Annotated in this window: 19 protein-coding genes; 1 reads left to right on the forward strand and 18 read right to left on the reverse strand. The window is 36.9% G+C overall.

The window, feature by feature from the left end; all coding sequences use genetic code 11:
* Positions 1-56: 56 nt before the first annotated feature.
* The 5 genes from leuB to MR054_RS13815 form a co-directional block, all read right to left on the reverse strand.
* Positions 57-1115 (reverse strand): 3-isopropylmalate dehydrogenase, encoded by a 1059-nt coding sequence (gene leuB, locus MR054_RS13795; RefSeq protein WP_242158408.1) that lies wholly within the window; start codon positions 1113-1115, stop codon positions 57-59.
* A gap of 52 nt (positions 1116-1167) precedes the next feature.
* Positions 1168-2664: an alpha-isopropylmalate synthase regulatory domain-containing protein gene (locus MR054_RS13800; RefSeq protein WP_242158409.1), complete on the reverse strand. Its 1497-nt coding sequence runs from the start codon at positions 2662-2664 to the stop codon at positions 1168-1170.
* A gap of 27 nt (positions 2665-2691) precedes the next feature.
* Positions 2692-3288, reverse strand: coding sequence for a 3-isopropylmalate dehydratase small subunit (gene leuD / locus MR054_RS13805; protein WP_242158410.1), 597 nt, complete (start codon positions 3286-3288; stop codon positions 2692-2694).
* Between the two features lie 106 nt (positions 3289-3394).
* Positions 3395-4789, reverse strand: a complete 1395-nt coding sequence (leuC, locus tag MR054_RS13810) for a 3-isopropylmalate dehydratase large subunit (RefSeq protein ID WP_242087079.1) — start codon at positions 4787-4789, stop codon at positions 3395-3397.
* A 443-nt stretch (positions 4790-5232) separates the two neighbouring features.
* Positions 5233-6111, reverse strand: a complete 879-nt coding sequence (locus MR054_RS13815) for a DUF72 domain-containing protein (protein WP_242158411.1) — start codon at positions 6109-6111, stop codon at positions 5233-5235.
* 164 nt (positions 6112-6275) lie between these two features.
* Between MR054_RS13815 and MR054_RS13820 the strand changes: the two genes are divergently transcribed.
* Complete coding sequence (locus MR054_RS13820) at positions 6276-6692, forward strand: glyoxalase (protein WP_242087083.1); 417 nt, start codon at positions 6276-6278, stop codon at positions 6690-6692.
* Here MR054_RS13820 and MR054_RS13825 read toward each other — a convergent pair whose 3' ends face one another.
* The 13 genes from MR054_RS13825 to MR054_RS13885 all read right to left on the reverse strand — a co-directional run bounded on the left by MR054_RS13825 (position 6693) and on the right by MR054_RS13885 (position 20052).
* Positions 6693-7373: a DUF2461 domain-containing protein gene (locus MR054_RS13825; protein WP_242158412.1), complete on the reverse strand. Its 681-nt coding sequence runs from the start codon at positions 7371-7373 to the stop codon at positions 6693-6695.
* A gap of 27 nt (positions 7374-7400) precedes the next feature.
* Positions 7401-8222, reverse strand: a complete 822-nt coding sequence (locus MR054_RS13830; RefSeq protein ID WP_242158413.1) for an alpha/beta hydrolase — start codon at positions 8220-8222, stop codon at positions 7401-7403.
* Positions 8223-8413: 191 nt separating this feature from the next.
* On the reverse strand, positions 8414-9196 hold the full coding sequence (locus tag MR054_RS13835) for a tRNA pseudouridine synthase A (protein WP_242158528.1): 783 nt from the start codon (positions 9194-9196) through the stop codon (positions 8414-8416).
* Positions 9197-9269: 73 nt separating this feature from the next.
* A complete protein-coding gene (hisIE, locus tag MR054_RS13840; protein ID WP_338081533.1) occupies positions 9270-9881 on the reverse strand; it encodes a bifunctional phosphoribosyl-AMP cyclohydrolase/phosphoribosyl-ATP diphosphatase HisIE in 612 nt (203 codons plus the stop codon).
* A gap of 123 nt (positions 9882-10004) precedes the next feature.
* Positions 10005-10760, reverse strand: a complete 756-nt coding sequence (hisF, locus tag MR054_RS13845) for an imidazole glycerol phosphate synthase subunit HisF (protein WP_242158414.1) — start codon at positions 10758-10760, stop codon at positions 10005-10007.
* Between the two features lie 87 nt (positions 10761-10847).
* Entirely contained in the window at positions 10848-11582 is a 735-nt protein-coding gene (gene hisA, locus MR054_RS13850; RefSeq protein WP_242087092.1) for a 1-(5-phosphoribosyl)-5-[(5-phosphoribosylamino)methylideneamino]imidazole-4-carboxamide isomerase, read from the reverse strand.
* Positions 11583-11639: 57 nt separating this feature from the next.
* On the reverse strand, positions 11640-12221 hold the full coding sequence (gene hisH / locus MR054_RS13855; protein ID WP_242087094.1) for an imidazole glycerol phosphate synthase subunit HisH: 582 nt from the start codon (positions 12219-12221) through the stop codon (positions 11640-11642).
* A gap of 74 nt (positions 12222-12295) precedes the next feature.
* The gene (hisB, locus tag MR054_RS13860) at positions 12296-13441 is read right to left on the reverse strand and encodes a bifunctional histidinol-phosphatase/imidazoleglycerol-phosphate dehydratase HisB (protein ID WP_242158415.1); all 1146 of its coding nucleotides are present in this window, start codon (positions 13439-13441) and stop codon (positions 12296-12298) included.
* Positions 13442-13569: 128 nt separating this feature from the next.
* Positions 13570-14607, reverse strand: coding sequence for a histidinol-phosphate transaminase (gene hisC, locus MR054_RS13865; protein ID WP_242158416.1), 1038 nt, complete (start codon positions 14605-14607; stop codon positions 13570-13572).
* A gap of 64 nt (positions 14608-14671) precedes the next feature.
* Positions 14672-15958 (reverse strand): histidinol dehydrogenase, encoded by a 1287-nt coding sequence (gene hisD / locus MR054_RS13870; RefSeq protein ID WP_242087100.1) that lies wholly within the window; start codon positions 15956-15958, stop codon positions 14672-14674.
* A 62-nt stretch (positions 15959-16020) separates the two neighbouring features.
* Complete coding sequence (gene hisG, locus MR054_RS13875) at positions 16021-16878, reverse strand: ATP phosphoribosyltransferase (protein WP_242158417.1); 858 nt, start codon at positions 16876-16878, stop codon at positions 16021-16023.
* Positions 16879-17189: 311 nt separating this feature from the next.
* Positions 17190-18005: a prohibitin family protein gene (locus MR054_RS13880; protein ID WP_242087103.1), complete on the reverse strand. Its 816-nt coding sequence runs from the start codon at positions 18003-18005 to the stop codon at positions 17190-17192.
* A gap of 13 nt (positions 18006-18018) precedes the next feature.
* Positions 18019-20052: a VWA domain-containing protein gene (locus tag MR054_RS13885; protein WP_242158418.1), complete on the reverse strand. Its 2034-nt coding sequence runs from the start codon at positions 20050-20052 to the stop codon at positions 18019-18021.
* Positions 20053-20135: the final 83 nt, after the last annotated feature.

A 20135-nucleotide genomic window follows, 5' to 3' on the forward strand; every position in this document is an offset into this window, starting at 1 on the left:
AATTTATTACACGCCACAATATTAATTCCTGTTACACCACCTCAGTCACAGGCCTTTTAAATATTTGCCGCTAACCAATCCCCTACTTCACTGGTCCCATAAGCCTTACCATCATTGGCAAGATCCTCGGTTACTATGCCTTCGGCGAGTGATTTATTGACGACTTCCCTTATGGCCTGACCTTCTTCCGGAAGATGAAACGCTGTTTCAAACATCATTGCAGCAGATAGAACCGTTGCCAATGGGTTGGCGATATTTTTCCCTGCTGCCTGAGGGTAAGATCCATGAATGGGCTCAAATAATCCAATATCGGTTCCCATGGAGGCTGAAGGCATCAAGCCCATTGATCCTGATATAACAGAGGCTTCGTCGGTTAAAATATCCCCAAACAAATTTTCCGTAATTAACACGTCATAGCTATTTGGCCATTGTACCAAACGCATGGCCACTGCATCTACAAACTCATAGCTAACCTCTACTTCAGGATAATCCTTTTCCATGGCTTGAACCGTTTCTCGCCACAAACGAGATGTTTCCAAAACATTAGCTTTATCCACACAGCATAACTTTTTTCTACGACTCATGGCCAATTCAAATCCTTTTTTAGCCAATCTTTGCACTTCTTTGCGCGTATAAACACAATTATCAAAAGCGGTTTCACCCTCATCTCTTCTGCCTTTTTCTCCAAAGTAAATACCACCGGTCAATTCACGTAAAAACACCAAATCGGTTCCCTCGATACGCTCTTTCTTCAAAGGCGATTTATCGATTAAAGACGGAAAGGTAAAGGTTGGACGAACATTTGCAAATAAGCCTAGTTTTTTACGCATTTTTAAAAGGCCTTGTTCTGGCCTTACCGGCGCCGAAGGATCATTATCAAATTTGGGGTGCCCAATGGCTCCGAATAATACGGCATCTGCATTGACGCATATATCATGGGTTTCATCCGGATAAGGTTCGCCTACTGCATCAATAGCAGCAGCACCGGTTAATGCAGGTTTCCAAGTAATGTCATGTCCAAATTTATAAGCAACAGCATCACAAACTTTTACGGCTTGATCAATGACCTCCGGTCCTATACCATCACCTGCTAAAAGGGCTATGTTAAATTTCATTTAAAAAAGTTATTTGTTAGATGTTATTTGTAAATCGTTTTATCGCTATTTTCTAATTAATAATAATATTCAGCATTTTTTCAGTGGCCTTTATGGCCGATACCGTCTGATCGGAATCCAATCCACGAGTTTTAAACTCCTTATCAGTACTTTTCCATGTTATAATGGTTTCACATAAGGCATCCGATCGACTTCCGGGTGGGATTCGAACAGCATAGTCTATAAGATCGGGTAAGGTCGTTTTCTTCCTTTTAAATATATTTCGAATGGCATTCATAAAGGCATCAAATTGCCCATCCCCTTGTGAATTTTCCTCATACGTTTCATTTTCAATTGTAACAGAAATCGTTGTCGAAGGTTTTAAGCCCTTTGAATGCGTCAATACATACGAATTAACTTTTACCTTTTCTTCATAGCTATTATCTAAAACATCAGAAATGATATAGGGTAAGTCTTCTTTGGTCACGACTTGTTTCTTATCACCTAATTCAATAATTCGCTGGGTTACTTTTTTTAAGTCTTCGTCATTTAACTGAAGTCCCAATTCCTGTAAATTTTTTTGAATATTGGCCTTACCGGAGGATTTTCCCAGAGCATATTGTCGCTTTCTTCCAAAACGCTCCGGCATTAAATCACTAAAATACAAGTTCTTTTTATTATCTCCATCGGCATGGATTCCAGCAGTTTGGGTAAACACATTGGCGCCAATAATGGGTTTGTTGGCAGGAATCATTACCCCTGTAAAGTTTTCTACCAATTTGCTTACCGTATACAATACTTTTTCATTAACCCTAATTTCAATTTCTGGCAGAAAATCATTAATAACGGCGATGGTGCTTGCCATTGGTGCATTACCTGCGCGTTCTCCCATACCATTAACGGTTAGATGCAAGCCATCTATTCCAGCCCTTATGGCTTCCAGAGCGTTGGAAACGCTTAAATCATAATCGTTGTGTGCATGAAAATCAAAATGCAAATCGGGATAGGCTTCCCTGATTTCCTTTACAAAATCATAGGATTCTCTGGGGGTTAAAATCCCTAAAGTATCCGGTAACATAATACGCTTTACGGGTTGCGTGGCTAAAAATTCCAAAAATTCGAATACATAGGATTTGGAATTCCGCATGCCATTACTCCAGTCTTCTAAATAAATATTTGTTTCAATACCTTTAGACTGGGCTAATTTAATCGCTTTTGAAATTTCCGTAAAATGCTGATTTGGAGTCTTTTTAAGCTGATATGTTAAATGGTTTAATGAACCTTTTGTTAGCAAGTTTTGTACCTTGGCTCCAGCTTCTATCATCCAATTTATGGAAACCCCGTTGTCCACAAAGGTTAGGACTTCGATAACATCGATAAATCCGGCCTCTTCTCCCCATTTGGTAATGGCCTTTACGGCTTGAAACTCGCCTTCAGAAACTCTTGCAGAGGCGATTTCTATTCGATCGACCTTTAATTCTTCCAAAAGGAGTTTGGCTATGGTAAGTTTTTCAGATGCAGAAAACGACACTCCCGAGGTTTGTTCACCATCGCGTAATGTCGTATCCATTATTTCAATTTGCCTTGTGGTCGCCATTTATAGCATCAAATCGTTTGCAAAGGATTCAATTTCATCTTTCATATTTTGAAGATAATCAATATCGTCGAATCCATTTAGCATATTTTCTTTTTTGTAGCTGTTAATTTCAAATGTTTCCTTTGCTCCCGTCGCAAGAATGGTAATCGTCTGCTTGGGCAAGTTTACTTCAATTTCTGTATTAGGATCTTTATAAATAGCTTCAAAAATTTGTTCTGAAAACTCAGGACTCACCTGTACCGGCAAAACACCAACATTCAAACAATTGTTTTTAAATATATCGGCAAAAAAACTTGACACTACACAACGAAAACCATAGTCGTAAACGGCCCATGCCGCATGTTCCCGAGATGAGCCGGAACCAAAGTTTTTACCGCCTACCAAAATTTTTCCACTATACAACGGGTTATTTAGAACAAAGCTTTCTTTCGGCGTATCATCTGCATTATATCTCCAATCCCGAAATAAATTATCTCCAAATCGTTTACGCTCCGTCGCTTTTAAAAAACGAGCAGGAATAATTTGATCGGTATCCACATTTTCTAGCGGCAAAGGAACTGCCGAGCTCGTTAAAACATTAAATTTATCGTATGCCATTTTTTTTGTATTCAGTCTGCCAGGAATCTGCCGGCAGATATTTTTATATTCTTTTTAAACATGTTTTTGGTAGTCAGTATGCATAATAGCCGTTTCAAAACCTTTTTTATAATAGTTCCCTCGGATCCGTAACAACTCCTGTTACGGCCGCTGCGGCAGCTACTAATGGACTTGCAAGCATGGTTCTTGAACCGGGACCTTGACGCCCTTCGAAATTACGGTTTGATGTACTTACAGCATATTTTCCCGCTGGAATTTTGTCGTCGTTCATAGCTAAACAAGCAGAACATCCTGGCTGTCTGAGGGTAAATCCTGCATTAGTGATGATATCCAAAATGCCCTCTTCCTTTATTTTATCTTCTACTTCATGGGAACCGGGAACTAACCAAGCCGTGATGTGATCTGCCTTTTTCCGACCTTTGACTATGGAAGCAAATGCTCTGAAATCTTCAATTCGCCCATTGGTACAACTGCCAAGAAATACATAGTCTACTTTTTTACCAATCATGGAATCACTCTCACTGTAACCCATATAATCCAGGGATTTTTTGTAGGTCGCCACACCGCCCTCCACATCTTCAGCATTAGGAATATGTTTAGAGATGCCAATACCCATCCCGGGATTAGTACCATAGGTAATCATGGGTTCTATGTCACTGGCATTGAAATTAAATTCCTTATCAAATACGGCGTTTTCATCCGTTTTTAAGGTTTTCCAATATGCAACTGCTTCATCCCAGGCGTCACCTTTTAGGGACAGTGGTTTATCTTTTAAATACGAAAAAGTTGTTTCATCGGGGGCAATCATACCTCCCCTTGCTCCCATTTCTATGGATAGGTTACAGACGGTCATCCGTCCTTCCATAGTCATATTTTCAAACACATCACCGGCATACTCAACAAAGTATCCCGTTGCTCCCGAAGTGGTTAATTGGGAAATAATAAATAGCGCCACATCTTTGGGGGTCACGCCTTTGCTCAATTGGCCATTCACATTGATGCGCATTTTTTTGGGCTTAGGCTGCATGATACATTGCGTGGATAATACCATTTCTACCTCCGAGGTCCCAATACCGAATGCAATAGCTCCAAAAGCCCCATGAGTTGAGGTATGGGAATCCCCACAAACTATAGTAGCACCCGGGAAAGTAATCCCATTTTCCGGACCTACAACATGAACGATTCCATTCTTTTTATGACCAAGACCCCAATGGCTAATACCATGCTCTTTCGCATTGGATTCCAAGGCTTTTAATTGTTTTGCCGATAAGGGATCTTCAACCGGTAAATGTTGGTTGATTGTCGGTGTGTTGTGATCTGCGGTTGCAAATGTACGCTCGGGATATAGCACTTTGAGGCCTCTGTTTTTTAATCCTAAAAAGGCCACAGGACTCGTTACTTCATGTATAAAATGTCGATCTATAAAAAATACGTCTGGGCCACCTTCAATTTTTCTTACTACATGAGAGTCCCAAACTTTATCAAACAATGTATTACTCATAATCGCTGTAATTGGTTCAGTTGACAAATTTATAAAATACAGCTTGTTTTCAAGCCAAATTTTGCAATCTATGCTACGATGGTCAACATTTTTAAATAATTCTTAATCATTATGTTTATATCAACCATTACGCTAATGAAATAAAGCGTTTATTGAAAATATTTTAAAGTCCAAAATTTACGAAAGCCAAGAAAAAAATTTAGTCAAAAGTGAACCTCCTTTTTTTAACCAAACTTGAATCCCTTAATGTCTCGGCATCCAAAGGTTCACAGAAATTTCTGGTAATCTTATTTTTTGAGGCTATTATATCCCAATCCACCATAGATGGTTTGATTTAGTCCGCTTCCTTTACTTTAAATTCCTTTGATTAATTTTGATTAAAAGCTAACTTATATTTATTTAAACTCATAATATTGCGTTCATTAACGATACTTTAAAGTGGTTCAAATGTTAGTGTAGGTGATTGGTACATTTAAATCACAACCCAGGCTCTTATTAATTTTCTTTATAAAATAAGCTGAGAGTAACGGAGATTCCTTTTCCATATTTTGATGAATGAAAAATGCGATTTCTTTTATTCCTAGGGATTTCCATTGTTCCAGGCGAGTTATCCAGTCGTCCAACCGTGTAAAATCGGTTTCATGATTGGCTCCAACAAACCTGATAAAAGCAGTTGTATTGGTTAAACGCATATGCAATAAATCGCGTCTACCCCCCGTATCTACCATCACATTGGAAACATTATGGGTTTCCAATAATTGGTACAGGGCTTCCGAAACCGTCCTGTCATTGTACCAATCGGTATGTCGAAATTCAATAGCAAGTGGAAATTCTTTAGGCCAATATTCAATAAAATCTACAACCCGGTCGAAATTCTTGGGTGTGAAATTATTGTGCATTTGTAAAAATACCCTACCCAGTTTTTCCTGAAGATTGGAAGCATTATTCAAAAAATGCTGTACCACGTCTTTAGTTTCGGATAATCTTTTCCAATGACTGATTTCTTGATACAATTTTGGAAAAAATTTAAACTCCTCCGGCGTTTTATTATACCAAGCAGAAAATTGCTCATTCGGGAAAATGCGATAAAATGTCGCATTCAATTCAATGGAGTTAAACTGACTGGAGTAATATTTTAATTCATCTTTTGTTCCTCTCGGATAGAACCCCTTTAAGTCGGTCCTATTCCATTTAGCACAGCCTACATAAATTTTAGGGATATACGCATCCTTCTGCCTTTCCAATACCTTAAGGGTGTCGGGGTGATCATGAGGTAATTTAAAATCGATTAGTTCGGGATGGTCTACTCGGCCAAATTTCATAAATTCATAATTAAGGTTGCACGCACTAGAAACCTGCTCTTTCCAAAGTTTTTAAAACATTAAATATAAATAAATGTTTCATGTTGATAACCTCGTTAATAATTAGAATTTTAAATGGCCATATCAGTTTTAATAATCTATAATTTTATTGAAAACACCAAATCATGAACACAAGAGACCTTAGTCTGAAACAAATGAGACCAGAAATTTTGACCAACACCATTAATGATGACATGAGTAGCGAGGAACGTTTTCAAAACCTGGTTTTGCGACCGGTTATAAAGTTACAGAATGATTTGTTTATTGGTGTTTTTAAGAATTATATTACAAAACACAAATCGGTGTTTTATGGTCTTACCTTGCAAAAGCGAATGGATTATATTGAAAACGCCATCCATAAGGATATGAAATTTAGAAATTCTTTAAAGGGTATGGTAATTGGCCAGTTTACCTTGGAGGAATATGCTATTTATATTGAAAATTCCTGTGCTTTAAATAAACGCATGATGAACCTCGTCAAGGAACGCCTGCTTAGCAATATTCAATTATTGGATAAACCTGAATTCTTAACAGCGGTTTAGTTATTGGATTAGTGGTACCCCATTTAAATCGGTAGTCAGAACATCGCTCATATAGTCAAAATAGGGTCGAATTGCTTTGAATGCATGATCTACCTCATTAATGAAATTATTATCCAAAACCTGATTATCCGCAAACGTTTTAATAAAAATATATTGTTTCTTTTTTATTAAATCGATGGCTTTATGGTCTCTGTCAAACCCTTTTGGAGCTGTTTTTACTTCGTCACCTACCAAACCTCCCCAAACGCTTTTAAAGGTTTTCTCATTGATGATTTCTCTTATGTAATCATCATCCATTTCGAATTCCTTTCGGATCCGTAACAAGTCCGCCGGAGCAGGTTCCCAAAACCCTGTGGCGATAAAGCTTTCGTTATTAGGTTGGATATGTAGATAATAACCACCTCTTAATTTAGGCTTTGTTCTATGAAAGGAACCACCAAAGTGTGTTTTATAAGGCAATTTGTTTTTTGAAAAGCGCACGTCCCGGTAAATACGGAACATTTTCAATTTATCAATGTCGTCGTGTTTGTTGAGATTTGCCAGAACAGCATTGTAGACTTCCTTTACTTGGGCCTCGATAGCTTTGAATTCCTTTTTATTCTCATTAAACCAGTCACGGTTATTGTTTTTTTCCAATTTTTTAAAAAAATCTAAGGCTGATTTTGGTACTGTTGTATTCATAGTATGATGTTTTAGAAACACATTGCTTTACATTGATCTATTCTTCTGGAAGTAATCATTAAAGAACAGTGTTTGATATTTAATGGCATTAGTCCAATAGGTCCAGTTATGCTTACCCGGACGTTCAATAAAATCATGCGCAATGTTTCTTTCAATCAGTTTTTTATGCAGTCTTTGGTTGGCATCGAAAAAGAAATCATCATGGCCACAATCAATAATAAGTTTTAAATCGCCGTCCAATAAATGTAAGAGGTTGATCACTGTATGGCTTTCCCATACCTCCTTATTTTCAGAATATTTACCCAGTCGCTCACTGAGGTTCCAATTATTTGGGAACGGACGAATATCAACGCCACCACTCATACTTCCTGCGGCGCCCCATATATCTTGATGTCTAAACGCCAGATAAAGTGCGCCGTGCCCTCCCATACTTATACCTGTTATAGCGCGTCCCGTTTTTTCTTTTATCGTATTGTATTTATTGTCTATAGTAGTTACAAGCTCCTTATAAATATAGGTTTCATATTTCATGGTGCTATCTATGGGACTATCAAAATACCAGCCGGTAACTGCGCCATCTGGACATACAATAATCATATTATAAGTATCTGCAATATTTTTGATATTTGGTACCGTGGTTACCCATTTTGAAAAATCATCACCAGCACCATGCAACAAATACAATACAGGAAATTCATCTTCTTGAGAAGCATAGCTGTCTGGAAAAATCACAACATTCTTTATAGGTTTGTTCATGGATTGACTCATTACCGTTAGCGTATCTACCTGTGATGCCATCATATGAAAACAATTGCATAGCATGGCAAAAAGAACGAGTTTAATTTTCATCTATTATTGATTTGATTAATATTATTGTATGCAAAGTTGAGAACTTAGCTAGGTAATGAAACCAAAGGTTTCAATAAAATTTTCCTCGAATATAATCTAAATTCTTAAGGTACTCAATACATTAAGAAGTAGAAATGTAATTAGATTGGCATGACTAGACAACAAGACAAAGGAAACCTAAAAAAATAAGCTTAATCAAAGTCGATATATTTCAGAATTAACCCAGACGCCGGTGCTATATAATTCATTTTTATTTCACTATCGGGTAATAGGCTCTTTTTAATATCCTCTAGCTTCAAATTTCCCTTACCCAGGTCAATTAAAGCTCCCATCATCAATCGAATTTGATTTCGCATGAACCCTTTGCCCCTCACTCGAAGGAGATACGATTTTTCGGGAAAATAATTAGCCTTATAGATGCGATTGTCAATGAGTTCACATCTTAAAATCTCACGATCGTAAACACCAGTGTTAGTAGGTTTATAGCAATAGGATTTAAAATAATGTTCACCCTCAAACAGTTTGGCACCTTGTTTCATGATATCGATATTTAAATCGTCTAAAATAGTGGTCATAATAGGAGCACAAAAGGGATGGCACTTTGCTCCATAGGTAAAAAGATAATGGTATTCTTTTGTTTTTGAATGCTGAATGATATTGAATTTCTCATCAACTTCCTTAATGTCAAGTGCTCGAATGTCTTGCGGAAGGTTATAATTAAACAAAGTCAAAAAGGCTTTCTCATCTTTGAGAGGTTCCGACAAAAACAGCTCAAAAGCGGCATTTTCTGCAGACACCATAGCGTCCGTACGTCCGGCGCACAGACTTTTAAACGGTTTACCCTCCAGTATAAAATTTAAGGTTCTGTCTACCATTAAATGAAGTGTTTTCACATTGGGCTGCTTTTGCCACCCATGAAAACGGTAGCCCAAATACTGAATGGTAATGACGTAATAGAATTTTTTCACTATAATGACTAATGTTCACGTTTTAAGGTGTGGTTTCATCCTTTAACCTTTAGTTACTTAAAATCTCTAACTTAAAACCTTACTTATGCCTTGTTTTTAATTCCGCTTCAATATCCTTTAAAGTAAACCCTTTAGCTTGCAGTAACATAAGATAATGGAATAGTAGGTCGGCCGATTCGTATAAAAACAAGTCGTCGTTATTATTCATCGCTTCAATAACGGTTTCCACAGCCTCCTCTCCTACTTTTTGTGCCACTTTATTGATGCCTTTAGCAAATAAACTGGCCACGTAAGATGTTTTGGTATCGCTATTCGCAACGCGTTCGGCTATAATTTCTTCTAAGGTTGAGAAAAAACCATATGTGGCCTTATTATCTTCGCCCCAGCAGTTATCGGTTCCTTTATGACAGGTGGGTCCCGTTGGATTGACTTGAACCAGAAGGGTATCCTTATCACAATCATTTGCAATACTTACCAGATGTAACACATTACCGCTTTCTTCACCTTTAGTCCATAAGCGTTGCTTGCTTCTGCTAAAAAATGTTACTTGTTTTGTTTCAATAGTCTTTTGGTACGCTGCTTCATTCATATACCCTAACATTAATACTGTTTTGGTTACGGCATCCTGAATGATTGCAGGTACCAATCCCTTGGAATCGTATTTTATTTTCATAATTCTATTTTGTTCCACATTTCCACTACCCCATTGGATAGACTAAAAGTCGGAATCTATAATTTAAATTCTATTTATTTGGTTTCCGATTGCACACCGGAATTCTCTCGGAGTACTCAGCACAATAATAAGAGATAACCATTACAGTCTAACCTCAATATTGTGAGCTTTTAATTCATGTTTTAATTCAAAAATAGGGATTTCTCCAAAATGAAACACACTTGCTGCCAATGCGGCATCCGCTTTACCTTCCTTAAAGGCATCAATAAAATGTTGCACATTTCCTGCCCCCCCCGATGCAATGATAGGTATGTTCAACTTGGCTGACAATTGTGCCAGTGCCCTATTGGCAAAACCATTTTTAGTACCATCGTGGTCCATGGAGGTAAATAATATTTCGCCGGCACCACGTTGTTCAACCTCTTTGGCCCATTCGAATAAATCTATTTCTGTGGGAATACTTCCACCGGCTAGGTGTACTTTCCAATCCCCATCAATTTGCTTGGCATCAATGGCAACCACGACGCACTGGCTTCCAAATTTATCCGCGAGTTCATTAATCAGTTCAGGGCGTTTAACAGCCGATGAGTTAATAGAGACCTTATCCGCACCACATTTTAATAGCGCATCTACGTGTTCGACACTCGAAATACCACCGCCAACCGTAAAGGGTATATTAACCTGCTCCGCTACATGTAATACCATATCCAACACTGTTGCTCGTTCCTCTAATGTTGCCGATATATCTAAAAAAACAAGTTCGTCTGCTCCACGTTCGGCATATTGCTTTGCGAGAGCCACCGGATCACCGGCATCGCGTAAATCCACAAAATTAACGCCTTTTACGGTACGTCCGTTTTTAATATCTAAACAAGGTATAATTCGTTTTGTTAACATTGATTTATTTTAATGTTACTATATCTTATGAAAGGTCAAAATAATGTATTATGCATACTAAGGACTCTATTCTTTCATAGGTCACGTTCAAATGAATTTTTCTAATTGTTTTAAACTGATTCTATTCTCATAAATGGCTTTTCCAATAATAACACCTTCACAACCTATGTCCTTCAAAACAGGTAATTCATCAATATCGGAGATGCCCCCAGAAGCAATAAGTTTAATGGATTGATCACTACTACTGTTGGTACATTCTGCGATAATTTGCTGATACAATGTTACAGAGGGCCCCTGAAGCATACCGTCCTTTGAAATATCAGTACAGATAACATATTGAACACGCTTCTTTTGATAGGATTTTATAAATGGAATCACATCCTCTGTACTTTGTTCTTGCCAGCCACTAATGGATATTTTACCATGATCGGTATCGGCCCCCAAAATAATTTTTGCGGTTCCGTATTTTGCGATCCATCCTTCAAAGGTTTTGGGATCATTGACTGCAATACTGCCGCCTGTAATCTGCCTGGCACCCGAATTAAAGGCAATGTGCAGATCTTCATTGGTTTTTAAACCACCACCAAAATCAATCTTTAAATTCGTCTTTGAAGCAATTTGTTCCAAAACTTTATAATTGACTATATGCTGAGCTTTGGCTCCATCCAGGTCTACCAAATGCAAATACTGAATCCCCGAATCCTCAAATGCCTTTGCTATTTCCAAAGGATTTTCACTATAAATTTTTTTTGTACCGTAATCCCCTTTGGTTAAACGAACACACTTCCCCTCAATAATGTCTATGGCCGGTATAATTCTCATATGTTATGTCTCTTTAGGCCTCTTTGGTTTTTATTGCCTCAAAGGTCTCAATTTATATTATAGTTCCAGGAAGTTTTTTAAAATTCTTTCTCCTGCCACACTGCTCTTTTCCGGGTGAAATTGTACGCCATAAAAGTTTTCATGCCGTAATGCAGAGGCATAATTTATGTCATAATCGGTTGCCGCTATGGTTTCATCACAATGTTCAGCGTAATAACTGTGCACCAAGTACATATACTCGTTTTCTCTAATCCCTTTGAATAAATCCGATTTTAAATTTTTTATAACGTTCCATCCCATTTGGGGAACCTTCACCGAATTGGAAAATCGTTTCACCTTAGTTTGAAATATCCCCAACCCATTGGTATGCCCTTCTTCGGTATGCAGACACATCAATTGCATGCCCAAACATATCCCCAATACCGGTTGCTTGAGGGATGGTATTAATTTGTCCAATTGACTTTCTTTAAGCATAGTCATGGCAGAACGTGCTTCGCCTACGCCAGGAAAAATAATTTTATCAGCTAATTTAATTTCCTCGGGATTCTTGGATAAAACGGCATCATATCCCAAACGATTAAAGGCAAATTGTATACTTTTAATGTTACCTGCACCGTAATCTATAATGATTAATTTCAATTTAATAATATTAAAGTTAGACATTATAAGTAAAAGGATTTAAACCTTTACACTTGTTGTATATACTATTTACCTTATAACATTCCTTTGGTACTTGGCAAAAACATCTTATTGGCATCTCTCTTTACGGCCATTTTGATGGCTTTGGCAAAGGCCTTAAATATGCCTTCTATTTTATGGTGCTCGTTGGTGCCTTCTGCTTTTATATTTAAATTGCACTTAGCCCCATCGGCGAAAGATTTAAACAAGTGGAAAAACATTTCTGTTGGCATATCCCCTATTTTCTCCCGTTTGAATTCGGCATCCCATTCTAACCAATTTCTTCCGCCAAAATCTACTGCGACCTGGGCGAGGCAGTCATCCATGGGCAAACAAAACCCATAGCGTTCTATTCCCAGCTTATTACCCAATGCTCTGTGAAACAATTCCCCTAAAGCAATCATGGTATCTTCTATGGTATGGTGCTCATCGACCTCCAAATCGCCCGTAACCTTGATAGTTAAATCCATGGCACCATGACGTCCTATTTGGTCCAACATATGATCGAAAAATGCCAGTCCTGTACTAATATTATTTTGTCCTGATCCATCCAGGTTTAGTTTAATATAAATCTGGGTTTCATTAGTATTTCGAGTTATCTCAGCCACGCGATCCTTTAGTTTTAAAAACTCATAGACCTTTGCCCAGTCAGTCGTAGTAAGTACAATGTGGTCCAAAATGTCCGGTCTGGAGGACTCTATTTCATTGGAGCCCACACCTGTCTTTTCATTTTCTGATAAAAGGATACCTTTTGCTCCCAAGTTTTTGGCCAGTTCCATATCGGTAATTCGATCCCCTAAGACATATGAATTTGCAAGATCATAATCTTTTGAAAAATAGTGGTTCAACATTCCTATCCTTGGTTTTCGTGTTGGTGCATTGTCTTCAGGTAGCGATCTATCTATGTGAATTGCCGAGAATACCACCCCTTCTTTGGCTAATGCATCAATGATTTTATTATGTGCAGGCCAAAAGGTATCCTCCGGAAACAGCTCAGTTCCCAGTCCATCTTGATTGGTAACCATAACTAATTCGTAATCCAATTCGCTGGCAATTTTTGCCATATATTGAAATACTTTGGGGTAAAACTCCAATTTTTCCAAACTGTCTAATTGATAATCCACAGGTGGTTCTAAAACCAATGTGCCATCCCTGTCTATAAACAATACCTTTTTACTCATTATTTTAATTTCTGTCTCGACTGTTGCTATAAATTAACTCCAGCAAAGGTCGTTTTTTAATACTCATTTATGTTTGTTTGGATTCGGCATGAACCGCGAAGGTTACAATGATTATGCCGAATAGCCCATTAACTTAATTCATGTAATGCTGTAATTAATGCTTTATTTTCATTGGCAATGCCAACGGTAAACCGTAAACAATTTTCGCAACCGGGCTGGGTCGATCTATTCCTAACCACTATACCCCTTTCAACTAACTGATGATATCGCATTGTAGCATCGTCTACCTTGACAAGTACAAAATTGGCATCCGTAGGATAAACTTTAGTTACGAAAGAAATTTTATGCAACTCGTCGATTAATCGGTCTCTTTCATTTAAGATGGATTTAATTTGTTGCTCAGTCAAGGTTCTATTCTCTAACTGCTCTATGGCTCTTTGTTGTGTTAACTCATTCACGTTATATGGAGGCTTAATGGTATTCAATACTGAAATAATGATTTTGGAAGCGTAACATATACCCAGTCGAATGCCGGCCATTCCGTATGCTTTGGATAAAGTTTGTGTAACAATTAAATTGGGATATTCGTTTAATCTGTTAATCCAACTGGGCTGTAACGTAAAGTCAATATATGCCTCATCTATAACCACAATACCTTGAAAGTTTTTGATTAATCTCTCTATGGATTCTGGTGAAAAACTATTCCCGCTAGGATTGTTAGGAGAACATAAGAATAAGAGTTTGCTATTCACATCAGCCATGGTCAAAATTTTGTCAACCTGTGGTTGAAAATCTTTGGTTAACGGCATTTCCTTTATGGCCACGGCATTGATATTAGCCAATACACCGTACATGCCATAGGTAGGTGGTAAGGTAATAATATTATCCTTGTTGGGCTCACAAAACGCTCTGAATATTAAATCCAACACTTCATCACTTCCATTTCCTAAAAGAATATGGTCTTGAGAAAGCCCTTTTAGTTCAGATAAAAGGGTTTTAACACGTCTCTGTAAGGGATCTGGGTACCGATTAACACCATTTTCAAATGGATTCTCATTGGCGTCTAAAAACACCATATTCTCTTTAAAACCTTGAAATTCATCTCTGGCCGACGAATACGGTTTAAGGTTTTTTATGTTAGGTCGTATTAAATCTAGAACATTCATTTGTTTATCATTAATATGCCAGGATCACAATTAAACAAGCAACGTGTTATGATTGAGCATGGCATTATTTTTTTAAATCCTTTAATCGGATGCTTACTGCATTTTTGTGCGCTTGCAAGCCTTCTGCTTCGGCCATTAGCTCAATAGTTTTTCCTATATTTAAGATACCTTCTCTGGAAATTTTTTGAAAGGTCATACTCTTTAAAAAACTATCCAAATTAACTCCGGAATAGGCTTTACTAAATCCGTTAGTCGGTAAGGTATGGTTCGTTCCGGAAGCATAATCTCCTGCACTTTCAGGTGTGTAATCCCCAATAAAAACCGATCCTGCATTTATAATGCCATTAACAAAAAACGCTTCATTTTTACTACATATGATAAAGTGTTCGGGGCCATACATATTAATCAATTCTAATGCGGTATTATCGTCTTCAACATAAATTAACTTAGAATTTGAAATGGCCTGTTCTGCAATATTCCGTCTTGACAACACCTGAAGTTGCGTCTGTATCTCCTCTGAGACCATGGCGATCATGTCTTTAGACGTAGACACTAAAATTACCTGGCTATCAGCACCATGTTCGGCCTGACTCAACAAATCCGAAGCAATAAAACCAGCATTTGCATCCTTATCGGCGAATACTAAAAGTTCACTCGGACCTGCAGGCATGTCTATGGCTACCCCATATTTTGTTGCTAACTGTTTAGCGACAGTAACAAATTGGTTTCCAGGTCCGAAAATTTTATAGACTTGCGGTATACTTTCAGTGCCAAAGGTTAGTCCAGCTATCGCCTGGATACCTCCAATTTTAAATATTTTTGTGACGCCACAGAGGCTGGCAGCATATAATATCTCTGGGGCTAACTTTCCCGATTTGTTTGGTGGAGAACACAATATAATTTCCTTACAGCCCGCAAGTTTAGCCGGAATGGCTAACATTAGAACGGTTGAAAATAATGGTGCCGTTCCTCCTGGGATATATAACCCAACACTTTCGATAGGCCTTTTTTCCTGCCAGCAACGCACCCCCACTGTTGTTTCTATATCAATGGTTTGCGTTCTCTGAGCTGCATGAAATAATTCTATGTTTTGTTTTGCCCTTTTAATGGCGGTTTTTAGCGCTTCTGAAATCGTTTTAGAGGCTTCTTCAATGTCATGAAGAGAAACTAAATTATCCTGTATAGTGACACCATCAAATCGTTCCGTGTAGTTTCTAACGGCCCTGTCTCCATATTCCTTTACATCCATAAACACTTCGTTTACAACCCCTTCTATATCGTCAATGGTTTGTGTTGGACGCTTCAAAATATCCGCCCAATTTACTTTATTTGGATTATCAATTATTTGCATGGTTTTAATTTTAAGAAAAACAGGGAATGGCTTACTACAAGGTGACAGCAGTTCATCATATACTAAAGTACCATTTTTTCTATTGGACACACTAAAATGCCTTGCGCTCCTTTATCCTTTAATTCATCAATAACATTCCAAAACTCATTTTTACTAATTACGGAGTGTACAGAGCTCCAACCTTCCTCAGCTAAAGGCAAAACCGTTGGACTTTTCATTCCGGGTAAAACACTTATGATATCCTTGAGTTTATCATTGGGTGCATTGAGCAGAACATATCTCGAATTCCTGCCTTTTAAAACTGACTGGATTCTAAACTGTATGGTTCTTAAAATCGCTTTCTTTTCTTCACTTAATACCGGTGATACAGCAAGTACTGCTTCCGATTTTAATATCGTTTCAACTTCTTTAAGGTTGTTTTTAAATAAGGTACTTCCACTAGAAACAATATCACAAATCGCATCGGCCAAACCAATATTTGGTGCAATTTCCACCGAACCGTTGATAATATGCAGATGGGCATTAACGCCTTGCTTTTCTAGAAAGCGTTGAACCGTAACCGGGTAAGATGTTGCTATACGCTTGCCCTCCAAATCCTTTATATTGCCATATTTTACGGATTTAGGCACGGCAATACATACCCTACATTTCGAAAACCCCAGTTTTTCAGCGATACCAATACCTTCTCCCTTTTCTATTAACACATTTTCCCCAATAATGGCAGCGTCCACAACACCATCCTTCAGATATTGGGGGATATCACCATTTCTTAAATAAAACACTTCTACCGGAAAATCCCTTGCGGAAGCTTTTAACTGGTCTTTACCATTATCAATGGATATACCAATATCCTTTAAAATTTGCATGGAGTCTTCATTTAGACGTCCGGATTTTTGAATTGCAATTCTTAATTTACTCATTTTTCTATTTGTTATGAGTTTGAAACAATCGGGTTAAGTTTTTAAATGAAAAACCCGCTTGATTGTCTCAAACGGGTTTATAAATATCTTGATTTTATTCAATACATTTTCACTTCGCCTGAGAGCAAATTTGAAAATGATGATGTGTTAGAATAAAATTCATATTAAATTTTGAGCTACAAATATCTATAATTAATCCTTAAATAACCAAATAAAATAGGTCAAATTTAATAATATTAGAAATTCAACATTTTTTTTATTGCATTTTTACCTAAAACGCAACAGAATTCTAATATCATTAAAATTTTAATTTATTGATTTCCCAGAATAATGGGTAAACCACTATCACCAGAACCAATAACGACAACTTTGCTATTGGGTGACTCCGCTAATTTTATTGTGGCCTCTATACCTTTGTCCTGTAAAATTTTATCGGTTAAAGAAGCGCTTAATATCCGGTTGGCATCCGCTTTTCCTTGTGCTTCAATAATTACTTTTTCTGCCTCCTTGGCCGCCGTAACCAACCTAAATTCGTATTCTAATGATTCTTGTTCTTGTTTTAACTTACGCTCAATAGCCTCCTTAATGGTTGGTGGAAGGGTGACATCCCGAACTAAAACTTCATTAAGCTGCACATATTGCTTTTCTAAAATCTTTTTTGTTTCTACAAAAATCTCATCTTGAATGGCATCCCGCTTACTAGAATACAATTGTTCCGGCGTATAGCGACCGACCACACTTCTTGCTGCACTTCTAATTGCAGGTTGAATAACACGTTGCAAGTAGTTCTCACCTAAAGTTTGATGCAGATTACCTAAATCCTGGTAAACGGGTTGATACCAGGCAGAAGCATCAATTTGAATTTCCAATCCATTGGATGACAATACTTTCATTTTTTCAAAAAGTTCCTGTTGACGTACTTCGTAAACATAAACCTTATTCCACGGGGCGACAATGTGAAACCCTTCCCCTAAAGGATCCTTATCGGTTACAACACCCCCTCCAAAGGTTTTGTAAAGTACCCCTGCTTCACCGGATCCTATGGTTACAGCAGATTTTGACAGTATAATAACAAGTACTATGACTCCAATTATAAAAGGTAGTGCAATTTTTGGTAATTTTTCCATTCTATATATTTATTTAAATTAATCCGTTATATTTTCTTAAAAACCACTCAGCTGACAGGCTGAATACAATTATTGAAAGTAGATATTTCCAATCTATCAAAGGTAAGCTATTTTTATGGCTTTTTTGAATGGGCAAAAAACGATTATCGTTTAAAAGGTCATTAACTAAATTATTTGCTTCATCAATAAAATAACTTCTTCCTTCACTGCGAGCAGCCAATCGCTGTAATTTTGCAACATTCGCATTTAAAAATTGTTGTTCCACATTGTACTCCAGAATTCGAAAGCTGCCTGACGTGGATAGGTTTTCATGGGCTGTTTTAACTGTAAAACTGTATTCTGATGGCCTTAAATTGCTTAAATCAACTTCGTAATTATTGTTTTTCAGAACAAAGGGAAACGTTTTGATTTCTTCAGAAATGTTATCCTTAACCACAATAGAGATTGATTCACGACTATCGAACTGATAATTTTTATCAAAAAATTGTGCTTTTAAAATAACACCTGTATTGCCATCATAAAATGTTTCATATTCAAGATTTAAACGATTCCGTTGGGTATTGGACGCTAAATACTGGATGATTTTACCAACAAAATCATCAAATTCATTAAAAGACTTATAATTGAGATAACTCTGGGCCCGCCATTGCCAAATGTTTTCTCCAAGCAGTAGAACCTCTCTTACATGGTTAGATTCCATGGTTGCCAATAATGGCTCATCGGTAGGTATGTTGTTAATCGTTTTGTCTAAAATTGTTTCGTAAGGCGTTTTAAATTCGATGCTTCCATAATAGGATTTTAATGGCGGCAATGTTTCAAAACTAATATCTTCAACTAAGAATGGCGAAAAATTATTATTCAGATCTGCTTGATAGTACTCATATTGTCCGGATATTTCAAATTGATAATTTTTACTAATTCGATTTAAAAAATTCAAGTCCGTATTTGGACCAATAACCATTAATTTATTTTTACCGACCTTATCCAATGTTTCGATTAACAACCGAAATGCTCCATTGGGCTGATATAAAATAAGTAACTGAAAATCATCTATTTGCTTTATTGCCTCCTCAGGATTTAGAATCAAAACAGAACGTTGTTCGTTATGCTCTATACTTTTCTTAAAAGCGCCCAGGTCTGGATGCAAAATACTACTGACAAGAGCAATTTTAGTTTTCTGATCCATCACTTCAACTGCAAAATCTTTTGAATTATTTATTTTATTTTTTTCATTATCAATTGGCAATAAGGTCGCTTTATAAGTCCCCACTCCTGTTTTTAAAGCCGGTAAAGTAAAACTTAAAATTTTTGAATTGTTTAAATTATTAAAGCTAACATTTTGTGAAAAAACCGTGATGTTACCTTTAGTTACAATGAATTTGGAATTAATAGTTTCAGTTCCATTATAAACCAATATGGCCTCTATGGGGAATTGATTTTTTAAAAAAGCGTATTTGTTAACATTGAGCTGTTGAATTTTTAAATCGGTATAGGTTACTGTATCACCTAAGATTACCGGATAAACCATTTGATTGTATTTTGAAATCGAAAACTCATAATCATTACCGTAAGTTTGATTACCATCCGTAATTAATAGGGTTGGTGATATGGTTTGTTTATAAATCTGCCCCAATTGATCAAACACATTATCTATGTTGGTTTGATTTTCTAAAAATGTAAGCGAATCTGTGTTTTTAAATTCTTCACCAAACGTATAAAAATCTAAATCGAATTTACGTTTTATGGATTCATTCTCCGTAATCTCCTGAACCAAATTTTTGACCTTTTCTTGCTGATTCAAATACCGAATAGAATTTGAATTATCTATAGCTATAATTAAATGAGGCTTTTCGATTGAAACGGATACCTGATCAAATTTAGGGTTAATGAGTAAGAGCAGAACTGAAAATAAGGTAAGAAACCTTAAAATTAAAAAGAGCAAGCTCAGTTTGGTAATGCTCTTTAATTTAATTATATATTGAAACCCTGCTAATAATAAGGCTAAGATTCCGGATAATATAATATATAAAATAGTCTCTGTGTTCATGAATTTACGACTTTTGAACCTTATCAAAGGCTCAGGGCAGGTTTTTTGCTTAACGATTTATTGATTGTCAAATCGTACTATGT

The organism is Aestuariivivens sediminis (assembly GCF_022662105.1).
Taxonomy (GTDB): Bacteria; Bacteroidota; Bacteroidia; order Flavobacteriales; family Flavobacteriaceae; genus Aestuariivivens; species Aestuariivivens sediminis.

Bases quoted from the DNA above. Each gene is read 5' to 3' on its own strand.
- MR054_RS13815 (WP_242158411.1), bottom strand. From the start codon at position 6,111: ATGAAATTTGGCCGAGTAGACCATCCCGAACTAATCGATTTTAAATTA.
- hisB (WP_242158415.1), bottom strand. From the start codon at position 13,441: ATGAGTAAAAAGGTATTGTTTATAGACAGGGATGGCACATTGGTTTTA.
- hisG (WP_242158417.1), bottom strand. From the start codon at position 16,878: ATGAGTAAATTAAGAATTGCAATTCAAAAATCCGGACGTCTAAATGAA.
- leuC (WP_242087079.1), bottom strand. From the start codon at position 4,789: ATGAGTAATACATTGTTTGATAAAGTTTGGGACTCTCATGTAGTAAGA.
- MR054_RS13825 (WP_242158412.1), bottom strand. From the start codon at position 7,373: ATGAATACAACAGTACCAAAATCAGCCTTAGATTTTTTTAAAAAATTG.
- MR054_RS13800 (WP_242158409.1), bottom strand. From the start codon at position 2,664: ATGGATACGACATTACGCGATGGTGAACAAACCTCGGGAGTGTCGTTT.
- MR054_RS13820 (WP_242087083.1), top strand. From the start codon at position 6,276: ATGAACACAAGAGACCTTAGTCTGAAACAAATGAGACCAGAAATTTTG.
- MR054_RS13885 (WP_242158418.1), bottom strand. From the start codon at position 20,052: ATGAACACAGAGACTATTTTATATATTATATTATCCGGAATCTTAGCC.
- hisA (WP_242087092.1), bottom strand. From the start codon at position 11,582: ATGAGAATTATACCGGCCATAGACATTATTGAGGGGAAGTGTGTTCGT.
- MR054_RS13880 (WP_242087103.1), bottom strand. From the start codon at position 18,005: ATGGAAAAATTACCAAAAATTGCACTACCTTTTATAATTGGAGTCATA.
- leuB (WP_242158408.1), bottom strand. From the start codon at position 1,115: ATGAAATTTAACATAGCCCTTTTAGCAGGTGATGGTATAGGACCGGAG.
- leuD (WP_242158410.1), bottom strand. From the start codon at position 3,288: ATGGCATACGATAAATTTAATGTTTTAACGAGCTCGGCAGTTCCTTTG.
- hisD (WP_242087100.1), bottom strand. From the start codon at position 15,958: ATGCAAATAATTGATAATCCAAATAAAGTAAATTGGGCGGATATTTTG.
- MR054_RS13830 (WP_242158413.1), bottom strand. From the start codon at position 8,222: ATGAAAATTAAACTCGTTCTTTTTGCCATGCTATGCAATTGTTTTCAT.
- hisF (WP_242158414.1), bottom strand. From the start codon at position 10,760: ATGTTAACAAAACGAATTATACCTTGTTTAGATATTAAAAACGGACGT.
- hisC (WP_242158416.1), bottom strand. From the start codon at position 14,607: ATGAATGTTCTAGATTTAATACGACCTAACATAAAAAACCTTAAACCG.